The organism is Mycobacterium sp. 1245852.3 (assembly GCF_001669335.1).
Taxonomy (GTDB): domain Bacteria; phylum Actinomycetota; class Actinomycetes; order Mycobacteriales; family Mycobacteriaceae; genus Mycobacterium; species Mycobacterium europaeum_A.
This window is the reverse complement of the sequence record NZ_LZLL01000041.1, coordinates 1-22811: the sequence shown is the minus strand read 5'-3', so window position 1 is coordinate 22811 and position 22811 is coordinate 1. Positions and strand designations below refer to the sequence as shown.

At 69.2% G+C, this 22811-nt stretch carries 23 protein-coding genes and 1 pseudogene; 7 read left to right on the top strand and 17 right to left on the bottom strand.

Going from position 1 to position 22811, the window contains the following annotated elements:
- A partial coding sequence (locus tag A9W96_RS01705) for an ANTAR domain-containing protein (protein ID WP_156765080.1) occupies positions 1-323 on the top strand: 323 nt, incomplete at its 5' end.
- A 6-nt stretch (positions 324-329) separates the two neighbouring features.
- Here the strand turns inward: A9W96_RS01705 and A9W96_RS01700 are convergent.
- From A9W96_RS01700 to rplS, 4 genes and pseudogenes are all read right to left on the bottom strand, one after another.
- Complete coding sequence (locus tag A9W96_RS01700; RefSeq protein WP_003875077.1) at positions 330-635, bottom strand: DUF2469 domain-containing protein; 306 nt, start codon at positions 633-635, stop codon at positions 330-332.
- A gap of 4 nt (positions 636-639) precedes the next feature.
- Positions 640-1447, bottom strand: a pseudogene (locus tag A9W96_RS01695) (ribonuclease HII).
- 2 nt (positions 1448-1449) lie between these two features.
- Positions 1450-2355 carry a signal peptidase I gene (lepB, locus tag A9W96_RS01690; RefSeq protein ID WP_066870178.1) on the bottom strand — a complete coding sequence of 302 codons (906 nt, stop codon included), beginning with the start codon at positions 2353-2355 and terminating at the stop codon, positions 1450-1452.
- A gap of 102 nt (positions 2356-2457) precedes the next feature.
- Positions 2458-2799 (bottom strand): 50S ribosomal protein L19, encoded by a 342-nt coding sequence (gene rplS / locus A9W96_RS01685; RefSeq protein WP_064877853.1) that lies wholly within the window; start codon positions 2797-2799, stop codon positions 2458-2460.
- Between the two features lie 343 nt (positions 2800-3142).
- On the opposite strand from rplS, the gene A9W96_RS01680 reads away from it, so the two are divergent.
- Positions 3143-4132: a hypothetical protein gene (locus A9W96_RS01680; RefSeq protein ID WP_066870176.1), complete on the top strand. Its 990-nt coding sequence runs from the start codon at positions 3143-3145 to the stop codon at positions 4130-4132.
- Here A9W96_RS01680 and trmD read toward each other — a convergent pair.
- The 5 genes from trmD to A9W96_RS01655 form a co-directional block, all read right to left on the bottom strand.
- The gene (gene trmD, locus A9W96_RS01675; protein WP_067137608.1) at positions 4129-4866 is read right to left on the bottom strand and encodes a tRNA (guanosine(37)-N1)-methyltransferase TrmD; all 738 of its coding nucleotides are present in this window, start codon (positions 4864-4866) and stop codon (positions 4129-4131) included. The two genes, A9W96_RS01680 and trmD, sit on opposite strands and share 4 nt — an antisense overlap.
- A 9-nt stretch (positions 4867-4875) precedes the next feature.
- Positions 4876-5403 carry a ribosome maturation factor RimM gene (gene rimM / locus A9W96_RS01670; RefSeq protein WP_066870169.1) on the bottom strand — a complete coding sequence of 176 codons (528 nt, stop codon included), beginning with the start codon at positions 5401-5403 and terminating at the stop codon, positions 4876-4878.
- Positions 5404-5427: 24 nt separating this feature from the next.
- Positions 5428-5670, bottom strand: a complete 243-nt coding sequence (locus tag A9W96_RS01665) for an RNA-binding protein (RefSeq protein WP_003878715.1) — start codon at positions 5668-5670, stop codon at positions 5428-5430.
- Between the two features lie 8 nt (positions 5671-5678).
- Positions 5679-6209: a 30S ribosomal protein S16 gene (gene rpsP, locus A9W96_RS01660; protein WP_067137606.1), complete on the bottom strand. Its 531-nt coding sequence runs from the start codon at positions 6207-6209 to the stop codon at positions 5679-5681.
- A gap of 205 nt (positions 6210-6414) precedes the next feature.
- Positions 6415-6846, bottom strand: a complete 432-nt coding sequence (locus A9W96_RS01655; protein ID WP_066870163.1) for a nuclear transport factor 2 family protein — start codon at positions 6844-6846, stop codon at positions 6415-6417.
- A gap of 58 nt (positions 6847-6904) precedes the next feature.
- Here A9W96_RS01655 and A9W96_RS01650 point away from each other — a divergent pair, with 58 nt between their 5' ends.
- Positions 6905-7798 carry a D-alanyl-D-alanine carboxypeptidase family protein gene (locus A9W96_RS01650; protein ID WP_067137604.1) on the top strand — a complete coding sequence of 298 codons (894 nt, stop codon included), beginning with the start codon at positions 6905-6907 and terminating at the stop codon, positions 7796-7798.
- A 1-nt stretch (position 7799) separates the two neighbouring features.
- Here the strand turns inward: A9W96_RS01650 and A9W96_RS01645 are convergent, their stop codons facing one another.
- The 4 genes from A9W96_RS01645 to ffh form a co-directional block, all read right to left on the bottom strand.
- Positions 7800-8405, bottom strand: a complete 606-nt coding sequence (locus tag A9W96_RS01645; protein ID WP_067137602.1) for a TetR/AcrR family transcriptional regulator — start codon at positions 8403-8405, stop codon at positions 7800-7802.
- A 1-nt stretch (position 8406) separates the two neighbouring features.
- Entirely contained in the window at positions 8407-10215 is a 1809-nt protein-coding gene (locus tag A9W96_RS01640) for an amidohydrolase family protein (protein ID WP_067137600.1), read from the bottom strand.
- A gap of 199 nt (positions 10216-10414) precedes the next feature.
- On the bottom strand, positions 10415-11491 hold the full coding sequence (locus A9W96_RS01635) for an amidohydrolase family protein (protein WP_156748931.1): 1077 nt from the start codon (positions 11489-11491) through the stop codon (positions 10415-10417).
- 66 nt (positions 11492-11557) lie between these two features.
- On the bottom strand, positions 11558-13114 hold the full coding sequence (gene ffh, locus A9W96_RS01630) for a signal recognition particle protein (protein ID WP_067137595.1): 1557 nt from the start codon (positions 13112-13114) through the stop codon (positions 11558-11560).
- Positions 13115-13254: 140 nt separating this feature from the next.
- On the opposite strand from ffh, the gene A9W96_RS01625 reads away from it, so the two are divergent.
- From A9W96_RS01625 to A9W96_RS01610, 4 genes are all read left to right on the top strand, one after another.
- Positions 13255-14049: an alpha/beta hydrolase gene (locus tag A9W96_RS01625; RefSeq protein ID WP_067019634.1), complete on the top strand. Its 795-nt coding sequence runs from the start codon at positions 13255-13257 to the stop codon at positions 14047-14049.
- A 101-nt stretch (positions 14050-14150) separates the two neighbouring features.
- Positions 14151-15911 (top strand): DEAD/DEAH box helicase, encoded by a 1761-nt coding sequence (locus A9W96_RS01620; protein ID WP_067137592.1) that lies wholly within the window; start codon positions 14151-14153, stop codon positions 15909-15911.
- Between the two features lie 32 nt (positions 15912-15943).
- Positions 15944-16741 carry an AraC family transcriptional regulator gene (locus tag A9W96_RS01615; protein WP_067137590.1) on the top strand — a complete coding sequence of 266 codons (798 nt, stop codon included), beginning with the start codon at positions 15944-15946 and terminating at the stop codon, positions 16739-16741.
- 11 nt (positions 16742-16752) lie between these two features.
- The gene (locus tag A9W96_RS01610; RefSeq protein WP_067019644.1) at positions 16753-17391 is read left to right on the top strand and encodes a cysteine hydrolase family protein; all 639 of its coding nucleotides are present in this window, start codon (positions 16753-16755) and stop codon (positions 17389-17391) included.
- Between the two features lie 23 nt (positions 17392-17414).
- Here A9W96_RS01610 and A9W96_RS01605 read toward each other — a convergent pair whose 3' ends face one another.
- The 4 genes from A9W96_RS01605 to ftsY all read right to left on the bottom strand — a co-directional run.
- Positions 17415-19901: a [protein-PII] uridylyltransferase gene (locus A9W96_RS01605; protein ID WP_067137588.1), complete on the bottom strand. Its 2487-nt coding sequence runs from the start codon at positions 19899-19901 to the stop codon at positions 17415-17417.
- Positions 19902-19946: 45 nt separating this feature from the next.
- The gene (gene glnB / locus A9W96_RS01600; RefSeq protein ID WP_003878721.1) at positions 19947-20285 is read right to left on the bottom strand and encodes a nitrogen regulatory protein P-II; all 339 of its coding nucleotides are present in this window, start codon (positions 20283-20285) and stop codon (positions 19947-19949) included.
- Positions 20282-21667 (bottom strand): ammonium transporter, encoded by a 1386-nt coding sequence (locus A9W96_RS01595; protein WP_066870360.1) that lies wholly within the window; start codon positions 21665-21667, stop codon positions 20282-20284. The genes glnB and A9W96_RS01595 overlap by 4 nt, the downstream gene beginning before the upstream one ends.
- Before the next feature lie 190 nt (positions 21668-21857).
- On the bottom strand, positions 21858-22811 hold a 954-nt coding region (gene ftsY / locus A9W96_RS01590; protein WP_067137585.1), incomplete at its 5' end, for a signal recognition particle-docking protein FtsY.

Genomic DNA, 22811 nt, shown 5'->3' with positions numbered 1-22811 from the left:
GGTTCAGCGACACCCCGAACATGTTCGACTCCGAGTCCGCCGGGCGGGCCGCGGTGCTGGCCGCGTTCGCCAGTGTCGCCATCAACGCGGTCGCCAAGGGCGAGGACTCCGCCAGCCTGCGCCGCGGGCTGCTCAGCAACCGCGAGATCGGCAAGGCCGTCGGCATGTTGATGATGCTGCACGACATGGACGAGGACGCGGCGTTCGATCTGCTGCGGCGCCACTCCCAGGCGCTCAACATCAAGCTGGCCGACGTCGCGCGGGAGGTCATCGACCAGCGGGGCCAGCTGCCCACGCCCGGCGAGCTTCCGACCAATATCTGACGGCGGCTATTCGGGCAGCCGCAACTCGGGTTTTTCGACCTCTTCGATGTTGACGTCTTTGAAGGTGACCACCCGAACCTGCTTGACGAACCGCGCCGGCCGGTACATGTCCCACACCCAGGCGTCGGACAGGCGCAGCTCGAAGTAGACCTCGCCGTCGGCGTTGCGCGGCGTCATCTCCACGCTGTTGGCCAGGTAGAAGCGCCGTTCGGTCTCCACGACGTAGCTGAACTGGCCGACGATGTCCTTGTATTCGCGGTACAGCGAGAGCTCCATCTCGGTCTCATACTTTTCGAGATCTTCTGCACTCATCTGCTCAGACGTCCTTCTCCGAAGACAGTTTCCCGGACCTCCCGGCGCTAGCCGCCGATCGCCGGGGTGGGAATCCTATTTCCCATCTTTCCTCACCGAGATTCGTCGCGCTGCAGCGGTGGGTCCGGTTTGCACTCGGCCACCACCCGGCCGCCCGCGCCGTTGGCCACGCGCCGCACGTTGATGAACGAATAACGATGCTCGGGGCACGGGCCCAGCCGCGCGAGCGCCGTGCTGTGCGCCGGCGTGCTGTAGCCCTTGTGCAGGGCGAAGCCATAACCGGGATGGTCGGCCTCCATGGCCACCATCAACCGGTCCCGGCTGACCTTCGCCAGCACGCTGGCCGCCGCGATACACGCCGCGACGGCGTCGCCGCCGATGACCGGCAGCGACGGCACGGCCAGGCCGGGCACCCGGAAGCCGTCGCTCAGCACGTAGCCGGGCCGCACGGACAGCCCGGCGACGGCACGGCGCATCCCCTCGATGTTGGCGACGTGCACGCCGCGCCGGTCCACCTCCGCGGGCGGGATGAACACCACGTGGTAGGCCAGCGCATAGCGGCGAATCAACGGGAACAGCTTTTCCCGGGCGGCCTCGGTGAGCTTCTTCGAATCATCAAGGGCGGCAAGGCTTTCCATTCGCCCCGGCCCGAGCACGCAGGCCGCCACCACCAGCGGTCCGGCGCAGGCGCCGCGACCGACCTCGTCGACGCCGGCCACCGGGCCCAACCCGCTGCGGTACAGCGCCGATTCCAGGGTGCGTAACCCCGACGACTTACGGATCACCGTCCGCGGCGGCCACGTCGTGGCCATGGTTACTTACTCTGCTGCGGGTTCACCGATCCCACGCCACCCCACCGGGACGGCGGCCACACGATGAACCTGGCTTTCCCGATCACGTTGGACACCGGCACGGTTCCCGAGGTGGGGTCGCCGGTGCACAACACCCCCTTGAGGGCTTCGGCCGGCACGCTGGTGCAGTGGGCGCGCGAGTCCGCCGAGTGCGTCCGGTTGTCGCCCATCACCCACAGCCGTCCCGCCGGGACGGCGACCGGCCCGAACTCGCTGCCCAGGCACGGGTAGACCGACGGGTCGGCCGCCATGGTGTTGCGGTCCAGGTACGGCTCCTTGAGCGGCTTGCCGTCGACCGTCAGCCCGGTGTCGGCCCGGCATTGCACCGTCTGCCCGCCGACCGCGATGACGCGCTTGACCAGGTCGTTTTCGTCCGGCGGCACGAAACCGACGAAGGACAGGGCGTTCTGCACCCAGCGCAGCACGGTGTTGTTGGAACGGATCGACTTGTAGCCGAGGTTCCACGGCGGCGGGCCCTTGAAGACGATGACGTCGCCGGGGCGCGGCGCGCTGAAGCGGTAGCTGACCTTGTCGACCATGATCCGGTCGCCGACGCAGCCCGTGCACCCGTGCAGCGTGGGCTCCATGGATTCCGACGGGATCAGGTAGGGCCGCGCCACGAAGGTCAACATGACGTAGTAGAGGACCACGGCGATCACCGCCAGGATCGCGAATTCGCGCAACGTCGAACGCTTGGGGTCCGCCGGATCGGCCGCCTCGGGTGTTTCCGTCACCGGCGCCGGTTCGGGGATCGACTCGGCGGTCGTCGCGGCGTCGTCCGGCCGCATCTGAAGGTTGCGGGTGGAGACCTTCGGATCTGACTCGCCGGCGTGGGGCTCGGGCTTCGATGAATCCGCGGTATCGGTCACGAGATCAGCGTAGCCAGCCCACGTTGTGGCCCGGTAAACCGGCAAGCGATCCGCACCGGAGGGCCGAAGGACGAATCATCAGCGCCGCCAAGGCGTCCCGGCTCAGCGCTTCTCCTTGATCTTGGCCTTCTTGCCGCGCAGTTCACGCAGGTAGTACAGCTTCGCGCGGCGGACGTCACCGCGGGTCACCACCTGGATGTGGTCGATGTTGGGCGAGTGCACCGGGAAGGTGCGCTCGACGCCGACGCCATAGCTCTCCTTGCGGACGGTGAAGGTCTCACGGATGCCACCGCCCTGGCGGCGGATCACCACGCCCTTGAACACCTGGATGCGCTCCTTGGCGCCCTCGATGACCTTCACGTGCACGTTGATGGTGTCGCCCGGGCCGAAAACCGGGATATCGTCGCGCAGCGACGCCTGATCGACGAAGTCCAGCCGGTTCATGCGAGACACTTCCTTGCGGTCGCGGCCGGCGGCAGCTACCCACACGCAGGTGTGGGGCGGTCGCCAAGCCGATGGTTTCGGGCTTTCTGGCGTATCTCGCAGCAGGCGGGAAACGGCTCAACCGGCCTGCAACCGCTGGAGACAACTGGTCAATTGTGCCAGACGGGGCGCGTGCCGCGAAAATCACAGCAAGTCGGCGGTTCGTGACGCGCCAAACGCGCTGGTAAATGGTACATATGACTGGGGTCAGAACGCGCTACCCGCACGCAAGCGTGATGGCCGGTGCAGGTGGCGCGACGGGTCCCGCCCTTGCACTGTGTCGCAGTCACGCCGGAGGAGACGAATGCGGGTACGTCCGCTGACGCTGGTCACCGCCACCGCGGCGGTGACGTTGGTGGTTGCCGCCGGCTCCGAGGCGCTCGTCCAGGCGAAGGTGTACACCCTGCCGGTCACCGCGCCCGTTCGGGTCATCTCCGCGCCCCCCACCTCAGCTCCCCCATCGGGTCCCCCGCAGTCCGCCACCGTGCGGCTGGAGGCGGCCGCCCCGTCCCAGCCGCCGCAGGCGCTGGCGAACCCCGGATTCTCCCAGCTGCAGGCCCGCATCCAGCAGGCCGCCGACGAGGCCGCCGGCAGCGGCGCCGCCCTGTCGGTGGCCATCCTCGACCGCACCACCCACCAGCTGATCGCCAACGGCAACAGCCAGATCATCGGCACCGCGTCGGTGGCGAAGCTGTTCATCGCCGACGATCTGCTGCTGCACGAATCCGAGGGCAAGACGCCGCTGAGCGCCGACGACCGCCAGGCGCTCGACATCATGCTGCAGTCCTCCGACGACGGCGCGGCCGAGAGGTTCTGGGGTCAGGGCGGCGGGGCCGCCATCATCACCGAGGTGGCCGCCCGCTACGGCCTGGCCTCCACCACCCCGCCCAGCGACGGGCGCTGGTGGAACACCATGAGCTCGGTGACGGATCTGATCCGCTACTACGAGATGCTGCTGGACGGCTCGGGCGGGCTGCCGGCCGACGACGCCAAAATCATCGTCAACGACCTGGCCCAGTCCACCCCCACCGGGCTGGACGGCTACCCGCAGCGATTCGGGATCCCGGACGGCCTGTACGCCGAGCCGGTCGCGGTCAAGCAGGGCTGGATGTGCTGCATCGGCAGCGACTGGATGCATTTGTCGACCGGCGTGATCGGGGCCGACCGCCGCTACATCATGGTGGTCCAGTCCCTGCAGCCCGCCGACGACGCCACCGCCCGCGACACCATCACCCGGGCGGTCAAGACGATATTTCCCGAGGGTCGCATCGAGGCGCCCCGGCACGGGCTTTAACGAGCCGAGTCGTCGTCGGGCACTGACAATTCGGGCGCTGACAATTCGGGCTCTAGCAGTTCCGGCCGGCGTTCGCGGGTGCGTTGCAGCGAGATCTCGCGGCGCCAGGCGGCGACCCGCGCGTGGTCACCCGACAGCAGCACCTCGGGGACGTCCAGCCCGCGCCAGCTCGGTGGCCGCGTGTAGCTGGGTCCCTCCAGACGCCGGTCCAGTGCCGGCGAGTGCGAATCCTCGCGGTGCGACGCGGGATTGCCAAGGACCCCGTCGAGCAGGCGCAGCACGGCCTCGATCATCACCACGGCCGCCGACTCGCCGCCGGGCAGCACGTAGTCGCCGATCGAGACCTCTTCGACCCGCATGCGCCGCGCGGCGTCGTCGATGACCCGCTGGTCGATGCCCTCGTAGCGTCCGCAGGCGAACACCAGGTGGGTCTCGGCGCTGAAGCGCGCGGCCGTCGCCTGCGTAAACAGGCGGCCGGCCGGGGTGGGAACAACCAAAAGTGTTTCCTCCGAGGCGATTTCGTCGAGCGCCTCGCCCCACACCGGCGCCTTCATCACCATGCCCGGGCCGCCGCCGTAGGGCGCGTCGTCGACCGAGCGGTGCACGTCATACGTCCAGCGCCGCAGGTCATGAACCCGCAGATCGACCAGGCCGGACCGGATCGCCTTGCCCGGCAACGATTGCCGCAGCGGATCCAGGTAGGCCGGAAAGATCGTGACGACGTCGATTCTCATATCGAGGGCCTACAGGTCCAGCAGGCCTTCGGGCGGATCGATCTCGACGGTGCCGTCGTCGAGGGACACCGCGGTGACGATCGCGGACACGAACGGCACCAACACTTCCCGCTCCTGGTCGCCGGACTCGCGCCGCACTGCGAGCAGTTCACCGGCCGCGGTGTGCAACACCTCGGCGACGACGCCCACCTGCTCGCCGGCGGTGGTATGCACGCGCAGGCCTTCGAGCTGATGGTCGTAGTAGGTGTCCGCCTCGTCGATGTCGGGCAGGTCCTCGGAGTCGACCACGAACAGGGTGCCGCGCAGCGCGTCGGCGGCGTCGCGGTCGGTGACCCCGGCCAGCCGCACCAGCAGCCGCCCGCCGTGCTCGCGCGCACTCTCGATGACACAGCTGCGCTCCGTCCCCCCGCGAGAGGGCTTGGCGCGCAACGTGTTACCCGGCGAGAACCGGGCGGCGGGATCGTCGGTGCGGATTTCCACCACCAGCTCGCCGCTGATGCCGTGGGCTTTCACCACGCGCCCGACGGTCAACTCCAAGGGAGTTCCATGAGCCGCGCCCCGCTACTGGTCGGTGTCCACCACGTCGACGCGGATGCCGCGACCGCCGATCCCGGCGACGAGCGTGCGCAATGCGGTCGCGGTGCGACCCCCGCGACCGATCACCTTGCCCAGATCGTCGGGATGGACGTGCACCTCGACCGTCCGTCCCCGGCGGCTGGTCACCATGTCCACCCGGACGTCGTCGGGGTTGTCGACAATCCCGCGAACCAGGTGCTCAACAGCGTCAACGACAACCGTACTCATCGCCCCGATCAGCTTTCGGTGGTCGACTCGGCCTGCTCGCCGCCCTCGGCGGGCGCCTCGGCCCGCGCGGCGGTCTCCGCCGGGGCCTCGGCCGCGGCCTGCGGCTCGGCGGCGTCGGCAGACTCCTCTGTGCCCTTCGCCGCCTTCTTGGCGGGGGCCTTCTTCTTCGGCTTCGCGGCCTCGGTGGTCGGGCCGCCATCGGCCTCGGCCAGGGCGGCGTTGAACAGTTCGAGCTTGCTGGGCTTGGCCGGGGCGACCTTCAGGCGGCCCTCGGCGCCGGGCAGGCCCTTGAACTTCTGCCAGTCGCCGGTGATCTTCAGCAGCTTGAGCACGGGCTCGGTGGGCTGGGCGCCCACGGACAGCCAGTACTGGGCGCGCTCGGAGTTGATCTCGATGAGGCTCGGGTCTTCCTTGGGGTGGTAGCGGCCGATGACCTCGATGGAGCGGCCGTCGCGCCGGGTGCGGGCGTCGGCGACGGCGATGCGGTACTGGGGATTGCGGATCTTGCCAAGCCGGGTGAGCTTGATCTTCACAGCCATGGTTAAGCGATTCTCCTGTGTGTGTCACGCTGCAATTCGGCGATCGGGGCCCGATGCCCGGATCCGGTTTTGCCTCGCGTGTAGTGACCGGCCGGGCCCCGAAAAGAAACGGTGATCGCTCGGCGGACAGCCGCCCATTGTGCCAGACCAGGGGCGGTGATCAGAAATCGCGCACGCGGTGACAAGCGGGGCTCATGTTGCCGACTCACATCACCTTCTGGAAGACCTTCGTCTCCGCCCGCCGGGTCATGCGCCAGCCGTCGGGCGTGCGCACGAACTCGTCGTCGTACCAGAGCCCGCAGAACAGCGCTCTTTCCTCTTCGCCGTCCTTGGTGCCACCAAGCACCATGGGGTTGAAGCAGATCACCCGCGACGAGGCCGTGTTCCCCTCGATCCGGACCGAGAAGTTGCCGAGCATGTGGGCATACACCGGGAAGTTGGGCAGCACCTCGGCCAGCCACTTCTTCACCTCCGGGTACCGACCCTCGATGCCGCCGAGAGCCGTGTAGTCGATGTAGGCATCGGGCGTGAACACGTTGTCCAGATCGTCGAATCGCCGGTTGTCGATGGCGGTGGAGTAATCCACCAGCAGCTGCTGGATCTCGAGCCGATCCGAGATCTCTTCCAGGCTCAACATGCATCGGACAGTACTGAAGATCCGCCCCGGGCAGGGGCGGAAGTTAGACTTTGCGGCCATGCGCAAGCTCACGGCCCTGGGGCTCAGGGTGGCCGCTACCGTCGTCGCAGTCGGTACCTGCACCGCCACCGTCGCCATGTCCACCGCGTGGGCGGACAGCATGCAGCCGGTCGGCTCGATGCCCATTCCCGACGGTCCGGCGCAGACCTGGATCGTGGCCGACCTGGACAGCGGGCAGGTGTTGGCCGGGCGCGACCAGAACGTGGCCCACCCGCCGGCGAGCACCATCAAGACGCTGTTGGCCCAGGTGGTCCTGGACTCGGTGAGCCTAGACTCGACCGTCGTCGCCGACGCCGCCGACACCCAGGTGGAGTGCAACTGCGTCGGCATCAAACCGGGCCGCACCTACACCGCGCGCCAACTCCTCGACGGCCTGTTGCTGGTCTCGGGTAACGACGCCGCCAACACGCTGGCGCACATGCTGGGCGGCCCGGACGCCACGGTCGCCAAGATGAACGCCAAGGCGGCCTCGCTGGGCGCCACCAACACGCACGCGGCGACACCGTCCGGGCTGGACGGGCCGGGGGGTTCGGGCGCGTCGACTGCGCACGACCTGGCGGTCATCTTCCGCGCCGCGATGGCCAACCCGGTGTTCGCGCAGATCACCGCCGAGCCGTCGGCGATGTTCCCCGGCGATAACGGCGATCACCCGATCACCAACCAGGACGAGTTGCTGCAGCGCTACCCCGGCGCGATCGGCGGCAAGACCGGGTTCACCAACGCCGCCCGCAAGACCTTCGTCGGGGCCGCCGCCCGCGGGGGCCGCCGGCTGGTGATCGCGATGATGTACGGGCTGATCAAAGAGGGCGGACCGACGTACTGGGATCAGGCGGCGACGTTGTTCGACTGGGGATTCGCGCAAAGCCCGCAGTCCAGCATCGGTTCGCTGTAACTCACTCAGGAGCGGCGTCGGGTAGCGCCGCGGTGAGCAGCGCCATCAGGACGGGAATGCGCTGTGCCGCGATTTCTGGTTGCGGCAGAACGCCTTCCACCACCGCGGCCCCGTCGAACACGTTGGTCATCAACGCCACGAACACCGGGAAGGTGTCCTCGGGAAAGCGGTCGGCGCCAGGCAGCGCGCGTGCGGCGTCGTGGATCTTCGCGGCGTACTGCCCCAGCTCGTGTTGCAAAGTCTCCCTGAGCTTTTCGTCGGTGCGGGCGGCCACCAGCAGCTCGTAGATGACGGCGTTGGCCGGGCCGCTGGTGATGTCGCGCAAGATCCCCAGCGCCGCCTCCAGCGCCGGCCGGTCGGCGGGTATCTCGGCGACCCCCTTGGTGAACGACTCCAGCTGGCGGCGCAACACCTCGGACGCGGTCGCGGCCATGAAATCGCCCATGGTGTCGAAGTGCCGGAACAGCGCGCCCACCGACACCCCGGCCCGCTTGGTGATCACCGCGGCGGATGCCCGCGCGTAGCCGACCTCGATGATGGTGGCGATGCACGCGTCGATGAGCCGCCCGACGGTTTCCTCGCGGCGCTGCTGCTGGGTCCTGGCCATGTCAGGCGGTGACGCTCAGCGCGCCGCGTTCCCGACGCGCGCGCTCCCCCGCCCGCAGGTAGCGGCCCGACCGCACCGATTTGCCGTAGCCGTCCCGGAATTCGCCCTTGGAGTGGCTGCCGCCGTAGACCACCACGCCGCCCACCCCGGTGGCGATTACGGCGTCGTCGTTGCGGTTGACCATGCGCCGCAGGCCGCCGTAGAACGGCACCGCCTCCTCGTGGTAGCCGTCGACGGACTCGTCGAGCCCGGCCGGGTCGATCACCACGAAGTCCGCGCGGTCGCCCTGGCGCAGCGTGCCGGCGTCGATGCCGAACCACTCGCCCAGTTCACCGGTGAGCCGGTGCACCGCGTGCTCGATCGACATGAAGGGCGCGCCGGCCCGGTAGGCGTCCCGGGTGCGCTTGAGCATTCGCAGCCCGAAGTTGTAAAAGGCCATGTTGCGCAGGTGCGCCCCGGCGTCCGAAAAGCCCATGTGCACACTGCCTTCGGTGGCCAGCGCGTCCAGCAGCTTGGGCCGATGGTTGGCCACGACGGTGGTCCAGCGGACATTGCGTTCTCCGTTTTCGACAAGCACGTCCAAAAAGGCGTCGAGCGGGTGCAGCTTACGCTCGTCGGCGATCTCGCCAAAGCTCCTGCCGATCAACGACTCATCCGGACATTCGACGATGACGGCGTCATGGAAGTCGCGGTGCCACAGCGACGGTCCGAGCTTGACGCGGTCGAACTCGCGGCGGAATTTGCGGCGGTATTCCTTGTCCGCCAGTAACTCGTTGCGCTCCAACTGGTCCCGCAGGTGCAGGGCGGCCGTTCCGGCGCCGAACTCCTCGAAGACCGGCAGGTCGATGCCGTCGGAGTACAACTCGAACGGCACCGGCAGGTGCTGGAATTTCACGCTGGCGCCCAGCAGCCTGTTCAGCAGCCGAGTCCCGGGGCCGAAGACGTAGACCGACAGCGGCATCGACTTGGCGTCGGCGGACACCAGCATGCTCATCCGAACACCCTTGCCCCAGTTCAATATCCGGCTGCTGGCCAGAAAGAAGAGCATTCCGGTTGACGGCTTCGCCACGTTCGGGGCGCTCTGCAGGATTCGGCCGCGCTTGCGCAGCACCTTGATCAGCCTGCGGCGCTCCCGCCACGTCGCGAAGGTGGACGGCAGGGCACGCGAGCGGAAGCGTTCACCGTCGAGTTTGTCGATGGCCGCATCCATCCCGGACATGCCGAGCACACCGGCGTCGAGCGCCTCGCCCAGCAGGTCGGCCATCTTCTCCAGCTCGGCCTCGGTGGGCCGCACCGCGGCGTCGGTGGCCCGATCCAGCCCGAGCACCGCGGTCCGCAGGTCCGAATGTCCAAGCAGCGAACCGATATTGGGTCCCAGTGGCAGGGCGTCGATCGCCTTGATGTACTCCGCGGCCGTCGACCAGGTGCGGTGGGAATCCAGTGCGCCGAACACGTATTCGCGCGGCACCGCCTCCACCCTGCTGAACAGGTCGGCGGCGTCCTGGGAATCGGCGTAGACCGTCGACAACGAGCAGTTGCCCAGCAGCACGGTGGTGACGCCGTGGCGCACCGACTCGCGCAGCCCGGGATCCAGCAGCACCTCGGCGTCGTAATGGGTGTGCACGTCGAGGAAGCCGGGCACCACCCATTTGCCGGCCGCGTCGATCACCTCGGGGCAGCCGGTCTCATCCAGCGGCTCGGTGCCGACCGTGGCCACCACGCCGTCGCGGATGCCGAGCGTGCGGGTCAGCGGCGCGCTGCCGGTGCCGTCGAACCACAATCCGTCGCGAATGATCACGTCGTAGGCCATGGTTCCTCCAGGTCGTCGATGGCCGGAACGCTAACATAGATAGCAAGCACTCGCAATCTTTTCTCAGCGAAACTGAAGGAATCGACCCGGCTGTGGGCTCAGTGTGCGCCACCGGGCGGCGCCGCGGGCGCAACCGCGGTGCGCTCGGCGCGGCGGCCCGGGTGCGCGGCCATCATGGGAAAGCCCGCGCGGCGCGCGGCTAGGCGGGTGAGCGAAAGACTTTGCCGCGCAACATGATCAGATCGGGACTCTTCAGCACGGCGGGGCCCGACCGCGGGTCTTGCGCGTAACACAGCAGGTCGGCCGAGGCGCCGTGGTCGAGGCCGGGCCGGCCGAGCCAGCGACGCGCGTCCCAGCACGCGGCGCCCAGCGCCTCGGTCGGGCTCATCCCGATGCTCTTGAGCGCCTCGACCTCGTCGGCGATCCGCCCGGGCGCCACCATGGTGCCCGCGTCGCTGCCGGCGTAGATCGGCACGCCCGCCTCGCGGGCCGCGGCGATCCGGGACAGGCCGCGGGCGTGCAGGTCGCGCATGTGCGCGGCATACGCCGGATACTTCGCGGCGGCCGCGGCGATCCCGGGGAAGTTCTCCACGATGTTGACCAGCGTCGGGACCAGCACGGTGCCGCGGGAGACCATCAGCTCGATCGTCTCGTCGGTCAGGCCGGTGCCGTGCTCGATGCAGTCGATGCCGGCGTTGATCAGACCGGGCAGCGCGTCCTCACTGAAGACGTGCGCGGTGACGCGGGCGCCGTGGGCGTGCGCGGTGTCGATGGCGGCCTTGAGCACGTCGTCGGACCACAGCGGGGCCAGGTCGCCGACGCTGCGGTCGATCCAGTCGCCGACCAGCTTGATCCACCCGTCGCCGCGCTTGGCCTCCTGCGCGACCGCCGCGGGCAGTTGCCATTCGTCTTCCAGCTCGCGCGAGAAGCCCGCCGCGTACCGCTTCGGCCTGGCCAGATGCTTCCCGGCGCGGATGATGCGGGGCAGATCGTCGCGGTCGTCGAGGCTGCGGGTGTCGGTGGGCGAACCGCAGTCCCGCAGCAGCAGCGCGCCGACATCGCGTTCGATCTCGGCCTGGGCGATCGCGTCGTCCAGCGGGATCTCGCCGTGGTCCCCGAGGCCGACGTGGCAGTGGGCGTCGACCAGCCCGGGCACGATCCAGCCGCCGTCGAAGACGGTGTCGGCGCCGGCGACCGGTTCGGCGCTGATGCGGCCGTCGACGATCCACAGGTCGATCGCGGTCTCGTCGGGCAGCCCCACGCCCCGCACGTGCATGCGCACCGGGCGGCTACTTCCGACCGTGACGACCCGCTTCGCGCGGCGCGGCCGCGCTCGCGATCGTCACGACTTGCCCGGGAACTTCAGCTTGGACAGATCGAAGTCGGCCAGACCGGGCGGCAGCTCGTTGAGGCCCTCGGGCATCTGCGACAGATCGGGGAATCCGGCCGGCATGCCCTGCATCAGCGGGTTGCGCGCCTTCGGCGGCGTCGGACCGCGTCCGCCCTTCTTGCCCTTCTTGCCCGCCTTGCCCTTGGCCCCCTTGGACTTTCGCGTCGCCGACTTGCGGCCGATACCGGGGATGCCCATGCCGCCGAGCATGGACGACATCATCTTGCGGGCCTCGAAGAAGCGATCCACCAGCTGGTTGACCTCGGACACCGTGACGCCCGACCCGTTGGCGATGCGCAGCCGCCGCGACGCGTTGATGATCTTCGGATCGGCGCGCTCGGCCGGGGTCATGCCGCGGATGATGGCCTGCAGGCGGTCCAGCTGGCGGTCGTCGACCTGGGCCAGCGCGTCCTTCATCTGCCCGGCGCCGGGCAGCATGCCCAGCAGGTTGCCGATCGGGCCCATCTTGCGGATGGCCAGCATCTGTTCCAGGAAGTCCTCGAGCGTGAGCTCGCCGCTGCCGATCTTGACGGCGGCGGCCTCGGCCTGTTCGGCATCGAAGACCTGCTCGGCCTGCTCGATCAGGCTCAGCACGTCGCCCATGCCCAGGATGCGGCTCGACATCCGGTCGGGGTGGAAGACGTCGAAGTCCTCCAGCTTCTCGCCGGTGGAGGCGAAAAGGATTGGGACGCCGGTCACCTCACGCACCGAGAGCGCGGCACCACCGCGGGCGTCACCGTCGAGCTTGGTCAGCACCACCCCGGTGAAGCCGACGCCCTCGCGGAACGCCTCGGCGGTGGTGACGGCGTCCTGACCGATCATCGCGTCGAGGACGAACAGCACTTCGTCGGGATTGATGGTGTCGCGGATCGCCGCGGCCTGCGCCATCAGCTCGTCGTCGATACCCAGCCGGCCGGCGGTGTCGACGATGACGACGTCGTGGTGCTTGGCCCGCGCCTCGGCGAGCCCCGCGGCCGCGACCGCGACCGGGTCGCCGGGCCCGGATCCGGGCGACTCGCCGGGATGCGGCGCGAACACCGGCACCCCGGCCCGCTCACCGACGACCTGCAGCTGGTTGACGGCGGCCGGGCGCTGCAGGTCGCACGCGACCAGCAGCGGGGTGTGCCCCTGCCCGCGCAGCCAGGCGGCCAGCTTGCCGGCCAGCGACGTCTTACCGGAACCCTGCAGACCGGCGAGCATCACCACGGTCGGCGGCGTCTTGGCGAACGCCAGCTGCCGGGTCTGGCCGCCCAGGATGCCGATGAGTTCTTCGTTGACGATCTTGACGACCTGCTGCGCCGGGTTGAGCGCACCGGAGACCTCCGCGCCCTTGGCGCGATCCTTGATCCGGGTGACGAACGCGCGCACCACGGGCAGCGACACGTCGGCTTCCAGCAGCGCCAGCCGAATCTCGCGGGTGGTCGCCTCGATATCGGCGTCGGTCAATCGACCCTTGCCGCGCAGCCCCGCGAGGGCACCGGTCAATCGGTCGGACAGCGATTCAAACACCCCGCCAGCCTAGTGGAGCCCGGTGCGGCGGATTCGTCGCCGCCCGCCGACCGCGACACTGAAACTGTGCACACGACACGCCGGGAATGATGTTCGTGGTTTCAGTCTCGCGGGGACGGCGAGCGGGTTTGAATGGTCGAGTGCTCGAGGTGATCGGCAAAGGGTCCTGCAGCGAAGCGCATCCGGTGCCGCTGCTCTTCGTGCACGGCGGCTGGCATGGCGCCTGGTGCTGGGAACACTTCCTGGACTACTTCGCCGACGCCGGCTACCGCGCGGTCGCCATGAGCCTGCGTGGGCACGGCGCCAGCCCCAGCCCCAAGCCGCTGCCGAAGGTGTCCATGGCCGACTACATCGACGACGTCCGTTCGGTGGCCGACGACCTGGGCGGCGCGCCGATCCTGATCGGCCATTCGCTCGGCGGGTTCGTGGTCCAGCGCTACCTCGAAGACCGAGACGCCCCGGCCGCGGTGCTGGTGGGTTCGGTGCCGCCGCAGGGCGTGCTGACGCTGGCGTTGCGGGTGTGGCGCCGCCGGCCGTCAATGACGATGGAATCGTGGAGCGATCCCACGCTGCTGAAATTCCTCGCCACCCCGGCGCTGGCCCGCGAGTACCTGTTCTGTCCCGACACACCCGAGGACGTCGTCGAAGCCTGCCGGCAACGCGCCGGCGCCGAGAGCGTCCGCGCCGCCATGACCGACCCGATCGTCCGCCGCGTCAGAACCAAGCGGGTGAGAACGCCGATTCTGGTCCTGGGCGCCGAGTACGACGGCTTCGTCAGCGTCCGCGAGGTGCGCAACACTGCGCGCGCCTATGGGACCGAGCCGGAATTCTTTTCCATGGGCCACAACATGATGCTCGAACCGGGCTGGGCCGACGTTGCCGCACGCATCCACGAGTGGCTGCAGACCCGCGAAACGTTGAGCCGGACACGATAGCCAGTCGAGTCGTTACTGCGCCGAAAAGCGTTGGCGTGCTAGATTTCACAGCCGCGACTCAATCGAGTTGGCCACATCGACGAGCAACGAACGGGGGGCCTGTGTCGGTGCCGCTCAGCAGCATCCAGGCGCGGGCCGACGACGATCCCAGCGACAGCAGCGGCACCCGCGTGCTGCGTGGCTGGCAGCGCAGGGCGCTGGTCAAGTACCTCGCCGCCCAGCCGCGCGACTTCCTGGCGGTGGCCACCCCGGGCTCGGGCAAGACGACGTTCGCCCTGCGGGTGGCGGCCGAACTGCTGGGCCAGCGCGCCGTCGAGCACGTCACCGTGGTGGTGCCCACCGAGCATCTGAAGATTCAGTGGGCCCAGGCCGCGCAGCGCTACGGCATCGCCCTGGATCCGAAGTTCTCCAACAGCAACCCGCGGATCGCGCCGGAGTTTCACGGCGTGATGGTCACCTACGCCCAGGTCGCCGCGCACCCGACGCTGCACCGGGTGCGCACCGAGCAGCGCAGGACCCTGGTCATCTTCGACGAGATCCACCACGGCGGCGACGCCAAGACGTGGGGCGACGCCATCCGCGAGGCCTTCGGCGACGCCACCCGCCGGCTCGCCCTGACGGGGACGCCGTTTCGTAGCGACGACAGCCCCATCCCGTTCGTCACCTACGAGGCCGGGCCCGACGGGATACGGCGGTCGCAGGCCGATCACACCTACGGCTACACCGACGCCCTGGCCGACGGCGTGGTCCGGCCGGTGGTGTTCCTCGCCTACTCCGGGGAGGCGCGGTGGCGCGACAGCGCCGGCGAGGAGCACGCGGCCCGGCTGGGCGAGCCGCTATCCGCCGAGCAGACCGCGCGCGCCTGGCGCACGGCGCTGGACCCCGCCGGCGAATGGATGCCCGCGGTGATCACCGCCGCGGATCTGCGGTTGCGCCAGCTGCGCACGCACGTGCCCGACGCCGGCGGCATGATCATCGCCTCGGATCAGACCGCCGCGCGCGCCTACGCCGCCCTGCTGACCAAGCTGACCGGCGAGGCGCCGACGCTGGTGCTCTCCGACGACCCGGGCTCGTCGGCGCGGATCAGCGAATTCGCCGCGAGCACCAGCCGCTGGCTGGTCGCGGTGCGCATGGTCTCCGAGGGCGTCGACGTGCCGCGGCTGTCGGTCGGGATCTACGCCACCAGCGCCTCGACGCCGCTGTTCTTCGCCCAGGCCATCGGCCGGTTCGTCCGGTCGCGCCGCCCGGGGGAAATCGCCAGCATCTTTGTGCCGTCGGTGCCCAACCTGCTGCAGCTGGCCAGCGAGCTGGAGGCCCAGCGCAATCACGTGCTCGGCGAGCCGCACCGCCCGTCCGAGGGCGACCCGCTCGACGGCGACCCCGCCACCAAGACGCAGGACGAGAAGACCGACCTGGACAAGGGGTTCACCTCGCTGGGCGCCGACGCGGAGCTCGATCAGCTGATCTTCGACGGATCATCGTTCGGCACCGCCGCGCCGGCCGGCAGCGACGAGGAGGCCGACTACCTCGGCATCCCCGGGCTGCTCGACGCCGAGCAGATGCGGGCGCTGCTGCACCAGCGTCAGGACGAACAGCTGCAGAAGCGGGCCCGCCTGCAGAAGGAGGCCGGATCGCCGGCGGCCGTCGAAGCCCCCGCCACGGTGCACGGCCAGCTTCGGGAGCTGCGCCGCGAGCTCAACACCCTCGTCTCGATCGCCCACCACCGGACGGGCAAGCCGCACGGCTGGATTCACAACGAACTGCGGCGCCGCTGCGGGGGTCCCCCGATCGCGGCGGCGAGCCGCGAACAGCTGCGGGCGCGCATCGACGCCGTGCGCCGGCTCAACGCCGAGCACTCGTAACCGTCGACACGGCGGTCGGGTAACACTGAGCTATGCAGGACGTCGTCGAGCACCGCTATGGCCCCGATGACATGCGGTTGGTGACGGCGTCCTTTCGCACGCACCACTTCGTCCCCCACTCGCACAGCGAGTACGCTGTCGCCGCGATCGAGCGTGGGGTGGAGGCCGTCCGCTACCGCGGCGGCACCGAACACGCGCCGGCGGGAAGCCTGCTGCTGCTGGATGCCGACACCATCCACGCCGGACGTCCCGCGGCCGCCGACGGCTGGGATTACCGGGTCTTCTACCTCCCTCCGGCGCTGCTGGAAGAACTCGCCGGGCACCGTCCGACCTTCCCGGTTTCGACACCGCACGACCCACGGCTGGCTGATCGATTGGTCCGGCTGCACCGTCGTCCGAACCAGCAGACACTGGCGGCTCGAGAAGAATTCGAAGCAGTGTGCACCGAGATCCTCACCCGCTACGCGCGGTGCACGATCCCCAGACAACCGCCGCTTGCTGTCGGAAAAGTGCTGCGCCACTTGGCTGCTGACCTGCAGCGCACACCCACCCTCGACGAGCTCGCCACCGTCGCGGGCCTGCCCCGGTTCCAATTGCTGCGCGCCTTTCGCCGCGAAACGGGCGTGACCCCGCACCGGTACCTGCTGCAACTGCGGCTGCGATGCGCCCAACAGTTACTCACCGCAGGGCACGCCGTGGCTTATGCCGCCGCGGAAAGCGGCTTTTACGACCAGGCGCATCTTCATCGCCATTTCCGCCATACCTTCGCGGCCACACCGGGCAGGTTCGCGCGCAACGACGTACAAGACCCGCGACGACGGTCTACCTAGTGTTCTCGGGCGTGGACGATTACCTCAGCCCGGAGTTCTCCCGCAGCGCCCTGCTCACCATCGACCTACAGCGCGACTGGGTCACCGACATCGCCGGCACCGCCGAGGTACTACCCGCGGTGCGGCGGCTGACCGCTGCCTTCCGCGACAGCGGGCGCCCGATCGTGCACGTCGTGCGCTTGTACCTACCGGACGGCAGCAACGCCGATCTGTGTCGACGAACCCTGCGAGACAAGGCCGTTGCGGGCTCGCCCGGTTCGCAACTCGCCGACGGCCTCGGGCCCGTCCGGAAATTGGATCCAGACATCTTGCTTGCCGGGGCCACGCAGCAGGTCGGGCCCGACGAGCACATCCTTTACAAGCCGCGTTGGAGCGCCTTTTTCGGGACCCGACTGCTTGAGCACCTCTGCGAACGGGGCGTGACCACGGTGGTCGTCGCCGGTTGCAACTATCCGAACTGCCCACGCTCCACACTCGTCGACGCCACCGAACGAGACCTTCGTACCGTCGCGGTGTACGACGCGATCTCGGGCTGGACCACCGACGCGGACCGGGAGATGCCGGGCATGGGTATCGTCTGCCTCACCACCGACTCGGTGATCGCCGCGCTTGCGTGCACGCGCACGTCCGAGTCGCCGATCGCCGATTGACGGGCCTCATTGGCGTCATCCGGCTAGTCGCCGACGGGCTCTTCGAGCACCTCGACGGCGGGGCCGCCCAACACTGCCAGCAGACCCTGCTCGACCGCGTCGCGCGCGCCGTGCTCGGCGTCGCCGGCCGCCGCGGCCGCCTGTTCCGACACCGTCACACAGAAGACGTCGGCCGCCGTCGACCCGAAGGTGTTGACCTTCGCCCACACGATGTCGGTGCCCGCCCGCTCCAGCGCGCGGGTCAGCAGCGCGAGCAGCCCGAGGCGGTCCATCGCGCGGACTTCGACGATCAGCTGATCGGGTGAGCCCGAGTCGATCCACAGGATGCGCGGCGGGGCGCTCGACCGCGTGACGGGCACCCCGACCTGGACCTCGCCGGCCCGGCTGGTCGCCGCGCTGACGGCGTCGCTGTCACGCTTTTCCAAACTGCCCAGCACGTCGACGTCGCCCGCGAGCGCGCCGCTGAACTGCTGGCGCAGCAGGCCCGCTTCCGGCGGCGAACCGAACAGCGGCGACACCACGAATTCGACGATGGCGAAGCCCTCGTGGGTGCTGGCCGAGGCCGAGTGGATGCGCAGCGAGTTCAGCGCCAGCACGGCGGCGGCTTTCGACACCAGCCCCCGCTGATCCGACGCGGCCATCACCACGTCCAGGCGTTCACCGCCGCTGGGCTTGATCTCCACGTGGACGCCGCGATCGGCGGCGAGCGAAAGGTATTGCGGCGCAGCGGGTTCGACCTTCGGAAGCGGCTCGCCGGCCATCACCAGCCGGCAGCGCCGCACCAGGTCCTCGATCAGCGACGCCTTCCAGTCGCTCCACACCCCCGGACCGGTGGCCTTCGAGTCCGCCTCGGTCAGCGCGTGTAGGACCTCGAGCAACAGCGCGTCACCGCTGAGCGCTTTCACCACGCGCTCAATGGTTTTGGGGTCGTTGAGGTCGCTGCGGGTGGCCACCACCGGCAACAGCAGGTGGTGGCGCACCAGCTGGGCGAGCAGATCGACCTCGACCGGTGCCATGCCCAGCCTCGGTCCGATCTCGAGGGCCAGGCCCGCCCCGAGCACGCTGTGGTCGACGCCGCGGCCCTTGCCGATGTCGTGCAGCAGCGCGCCGAGCGCGAGCAGGTCGGGTCGCGCCACCCGGGTGGACAGCGGTGCGGCGTTGACGGCCGTCTCGATGACGTGGCGGTCCACCGTCCATTTGTGCGCGACGTCGCGGGGCGGCAGGTCGCGGATGGCGTCCCATTCCGGCAGCAGCCGCCCCCACAGCCCGGTGCGGTCCAGGGCCTCGATCGTCGCCACCGTGGTCGGCCCGGCGGACAGCACAACCAGCAAGTCGTCCAATGCCTCTCGCGGCCAGGGCACCGGCATCTCCGGCGCGCTGGCGGCCAGGCGGCTCAGCGTGGCGGCGCCGATCGGCAGCCCGGTGTCGGCCGAGGCCGCCGCCACCCGCAACACCAGACCCACGTCGGTATCCGGGCGTGCGTCGCGGGCCAGCACGATCTCCCCGGCGTATTCGACGACGCCCTCGTCCAGCGGGCGGCGCTTGGGCCGCCGCACCAGCGCCGTCACCCCGCGGCGCGGCAGCGCGTTCTCCGCTGTCCGGATGCCCGTCTCAGCGTGGTAGGCGATGGTGCGCCCGGCGTCGGATAGCTTGCGCGCCAAGTCGAATCGATCACCGATGTGCAGGGCGGCGCTGATCTCGTCGGCGTATTGAGCCTGCAGCTGATCGCGTCCGCGTCCCGAGACCCGGTGCAACTCGGTGCGCACGTCGAGCAGCGTCAGGTGGGCGTCGTCGAGTGAGCCCCCGGGCGACTCCGGACGGGCCATGCCGTGGCGGTCGATCAGTTGCGCCACGCCCAGCGCGTCGAGCAGTTGCACGTCGCGAAGCCCGCCGCGGCCCGATTTCAGATCCGGCTCGGCCCGCTGTGCGATGCGGCCACACCGTTCCCAGCGGGCCTGCGTCATTTCGACGAGCTCGTTCATCCGGGAGCGAATTGCGCTGCGCCACTGCCGTCGTGCCCCGGCGATCAGTTCGTCGGACAGTCGCGCGTCACCGGCGATGTGGCGGGCGTCGAGCATGCCCAGCGCGGCGATCATGTCGGCGTTGGCGACGCCGAGGGCACCGGAGACGGTCCGCACACTGTGGTCGAGCCGAACGTTGGCGTCCCACAGCGGATACCACAACTTGTCGGCGACCTTGCCCAGCACGTCGTCGGAGAAGTTGTCGTGCAACAGCATCAGGTCGAGATCGGAATACGGCAACAACTCGTGGCGGCCCAATCCGCCGATCCCGACGATCGCGAAGCCGCTGTCGTCGCCGATCCCGATCTCGGCCGCCTTGGCCATCAACCACGATTCGTGCAGATCCAGCCAGGCGTGCCGCAGCTCAGCGGCGTGCAGCTTGCTGCCCTCAGACAACAGTTGGCGCCGCGCGGCAGCCAGATCGACTGCCGCGCAGGCGCTTTCTGTCCCGGCTGGGTGCCCGGACGAGTCGGGGTCGTTCGGGGTCATGCCCTCCCGGCCCGCCCGGGTCGAATCAGCAAGTGACAGCGGACGTCATAGCGCATCGGTTCCGCGCTCGCCGGTACGCACCCGCACAATGGTTTCCACGGGGCTCACCCACACTTTGCCGTCACCGATCTTGCCGGTGCGCGCGGCCCGGACGATGCTGTCCACGACCTTGTCGACGATGGAGTCGTCGACAACGACCTCGATGCGCACCTTGGGCACGAAGTCGACCGAGTATTCGGCGCCCCGGTAGACCTCGGTGTGACCCTTCTGCCGTCCGTAGCCCTGGATTTCGCTGACCGTCATGCCCAGGACACCCGCGTCCTCCAGGCTGGTCTTCACGTCATCGAGCGTGAACGGCTTTACGATCGCGGTGATCAGCTTCATGACTGCTCTGCCTCCACTTTGTCGCTCACTCGCTCCTCCTCCAGGCCGTTGCGGGTATCCGCCACAGCGACCCGGGGCGGCAGAACCGAACCGGTAGCCACGGCGAAATCGTAACCACTCTCGGCGTGCTCGGCCTCGTCGATGCCCGTGGCTTCCGCCTCTGGGTTGAGACGAAGCCCGATGGTGTACTTCAGGATCAACGCCAGGATCAGCGTAACCACCCCAGAGTAGATGAGAACACTGAACGCGCCGACTGCTTGCCGCTCGAGCTGAGCCCAGCCGCCGCCGTAGAACAATCCCTTGGATACGCCGGTGACGCCGTTGATGGCCGGGGACTCCGGTGCGGCGAGCAGCCCCACCAGCAGCGTGCCGGCCAGACCGCCGATCAGATGCACCCCGACCACGTCGAGCGAGTCGTCGAAGCCGAGCTTGAATTTCAGGCCGACGGCCAGCGCGCACAGCACGCCGGCGACCAGGCCGACCACCAGGGCGCCCAGCACGTTGACCGACGAGCAGGACGGCGTGATGGCGACCAGGCCCGCGACGATGCCCGACGCCGCGCCCAGCGTCGTCGCCTTGCCGTCGCGGATGCGTTCGGTGAGCATCCAGCCCAGCATCGCGGTGGCCGTCGCGACCGTCGTCGTCATGAAGGTCGACCCGGCGACACCGTTGGAAGTGGTGGCCGATCCGGCGTTGAACCCGTACCACCCGAACCACAGCAACCCGGCGCCGAGCATCACGAACGGCAGGTTGTGCGGCCGGAACAGCGTGGTGGGCCAACCGCGGCGCTTGCCCAGCACGATCGCCAGCATCAGGCCCGCCACACCGGAATTGATGTGGACCGCCGTCCCGCCGGCGAAGTCGATCGCGTGCAGCTTGTTGGCGATCCAGCCACCCTTCTCGGAGGCGAAGCCGTCGAACGCGAAAACCCAATGGGCGACCGGGAAGTAGACGAACGTAGCCCACAGACCGGCGAACACCAGCCAGGCGCCGAACTTCAGCCGGTCGGACACAGCGCCGGAGATCAGGGCGACGGTGATGATCGCGAACATCAGCTGGAAGGCCACGAACACCGTGGCGGGTAGGGTGCCCGCCAGCGGAATGTCAGTGGCCGCAACACCTTTGCTCGGATCGGCGGCCACCGCGTTGACACCGATGAGGCCCTTGAGGCCCCAGAACGAGGTCGGCTTGCCTACGACGCCGCCGGCGTCATCGCCGAACGCGATCGAATAGCCGTAGAGCACCCACAGCACGGTGACCACGCCCATCGCGCTGATGCTCATCATGAGCATGTTCAGCACGCTTCGGGCGCGCACCATACCGCCGTAGAAGAACGCCAGACCCGGCGTCATCAACAGCACCAGCGCGGAACTGGCCAACATCCAGGCGGTATCGCCGGTATTGGGCTGGCCCAGTATCGGGTATGTCACTCGCAATCTCCTCCGGTCGGCCCACGATTGGCCGCCAGACACACGTCTGATGACCTGACCAGAAGATTGCGCAATCGTTGTTTCGGCGATGGTGCGGCAGTGTTTCGGTGGGATTAACGTCCCGCTCGCCGTGTAAGGGGTTTCAGCCGAGCAGCGCGTCGACGAAAGCCGCCGGTTCGAACGGCGCCAGATCGTCGGGACCCTCCCCCAGCCCGACCAGTTTCACCGGCACGCCGAGTTCCTGCTGAACCCGAAAGACGATGCCGCCCTTGGCCGTTCCGTCCAGCTTGGTCAGCACGGCGCCGGTGATCTCGACCACCTCGGCGAACACCCGCGCCTGGGCCAGTCCGTTCTGCCCGATGGTGGCGTCGAGCACCAGCAACACCTCGTCGACCGCGGCCCGCCGTGTTACGACCCGCTTAACTTTGTCGAGCTCGTCCATCAGTCCGACCTTGGTGTGCAGCCGTCCCGCCGTGTCGATGAGCACCACGTCCGCGCCTGCGGCGATGCCCTTGTCGACGGCGTCGAAGGCCACCGAGGCCGGGTCGGCGCCCTCGGCCCCGCGGACCACCTCCGCCCCGACCCGCGACGCCCAGGTCTGCAGCTGATCGGCCGCCGCGGCGCGGAAGGTGTCGGCGGCGCCCAGCACGACCCGTCGCCCGTCGGCGACCAGGACCCGGGCCAACTTGCCGACGGTGGTGGTTTTCCCGGTGCCGTTGACGCCGACGATCAGCAACACCGAGGGATGGTCGGCGTGCGGCAGCGCCCTGATCGACCGGTCCATGCCGGGCTGCAGCTCCGTGATCAGCACGTCGCGCAGCACGGCCTTGGCGTCGGCCTCGGTGCGCACGTCGCTGCTGGCCAGCCGGGTGCGCAGCTGGGAGATGACGGATTCGGCGACCACCGGGCCCAGGTCGGCGATCAGCAGCGTGTCCTCGACGTCCTGCCAGGCGTCCTCGTCCAGGTCGCCGCCGCCGATCAGGCCCAGCACGCTGCGCCCCAGCGCGTTCTGCGACCGGGCCAGCCGGCCGCGCAGCCGCTCCAGCCGGCCCTCGGTGGGCGCGATCTCCTCGAGCGCGGGGGCGGCCGGCTGGCC

Bases quoted from the DNA above. Each gene is read 5' to 3' on its own strand.
- A9W96_RS01700 (WP_003875077.1), bottom strand. From the start codon at position 635: ATGAGTGCAGAAGATCTCGAAAAGTATGAGACCGAGATGGAGCTCTCG.
- rplS (WP_064877853.1), bottom strand. From the start codon at position 2,799: ATGAACCGGCTGGACTTCGTCGATCAGGCGTCGCTGCGCGACGATATC.
- A9W96_RS01680 (WP_066870176.1), top strand. From the start codon at position 3,143: ATGCGGGTACGTCCGCTGACGCTGGTCACCGCCACCGCGGCGGTGACG.
- trmD (WP_067137608.1), bottom strand. From the start codon at position 4,866: ATGAGAATCGACGTCGTCACGATCTTTCCGGCCTACCTGGATCCGCTG.
- A9W96_RS01665 (WP_003878715.1), bottom strand. From the start codon at position 5,670: ATGAGTACGGTTGTCGTTGACGCTGTTGAGCACCTGGTTCGCGGGATT.
- rpsP (WP_067137606.1), bottom strand. From the start codon at position 6,209: ATGGCTGTGAAGATCAAGCTCACCCGGCTTGGCAAGATCCGCAATCCC.
- A9W96_RS01655 (WP_066870163.1), bottom strand. From the start codon at position 6,846: ATGTTGAGCCTGGAAGAGATCTCGGATCGGCTCGAGATCCAGCAGCTG.
- A9W96_RS01650 (WP_067137604.1), top strand. From the start codon at position 6,905: ATGCGCAAGCTCACGGCCCTGGGGCTCAGGGTGGCCGCTACCGTCGTC.
- A9W96_RS01645 (WP_067137602.1), bottom strand. From the start codon at position 8,405: ATGGCCAGGACCCAGCAGCAGCGCCGCGAGGAAACCGTCGGGCGGCTC.
- A9W96_RS01640 (WP_067137600.1), bottom strand. From the start codon at position 10,215: ATGGCCTACGACGTGATCATTCGCGACGGATTGTGGTTCGACGGCACC.
- A9W96_RS01635 (WP_156748931.1), bottom strand. From the start codon at position 11,491: ATGCACGTGCGGGGCGTGGGGCTGCCCGACGAGACCGCGATCGACCTG.
- A9W96_RS01615 (WP_067137590.1), top strand. From the start codon at position 15,944: ATGCAGGACGTCGTCGAGCACCGCTATGGCCCCGATGACATGCGGTTG.
- A9W96_RS01605 (WP_067137588.1), bottom strand. From the start codon at position 19,901: ATGACCCCGAACGACCCCGACTCGTCCGGGCACCCAGCCGGGACAGAA.
- glnB (WP_003878721.1), bottom strand. From the start codon at position 20,285: ATGAAGCTGATCACCGCGATCGTAAAGCCGTTCACGCTCGATGACGTG.
- A9W96_RS01595 (WP_066870360.1), bottom strand. From the start codon at position 21,667: ATGTTGGCCAGTTCCGCGCTGGTGCTGTTGATGACGCCGGGTCTGGCG.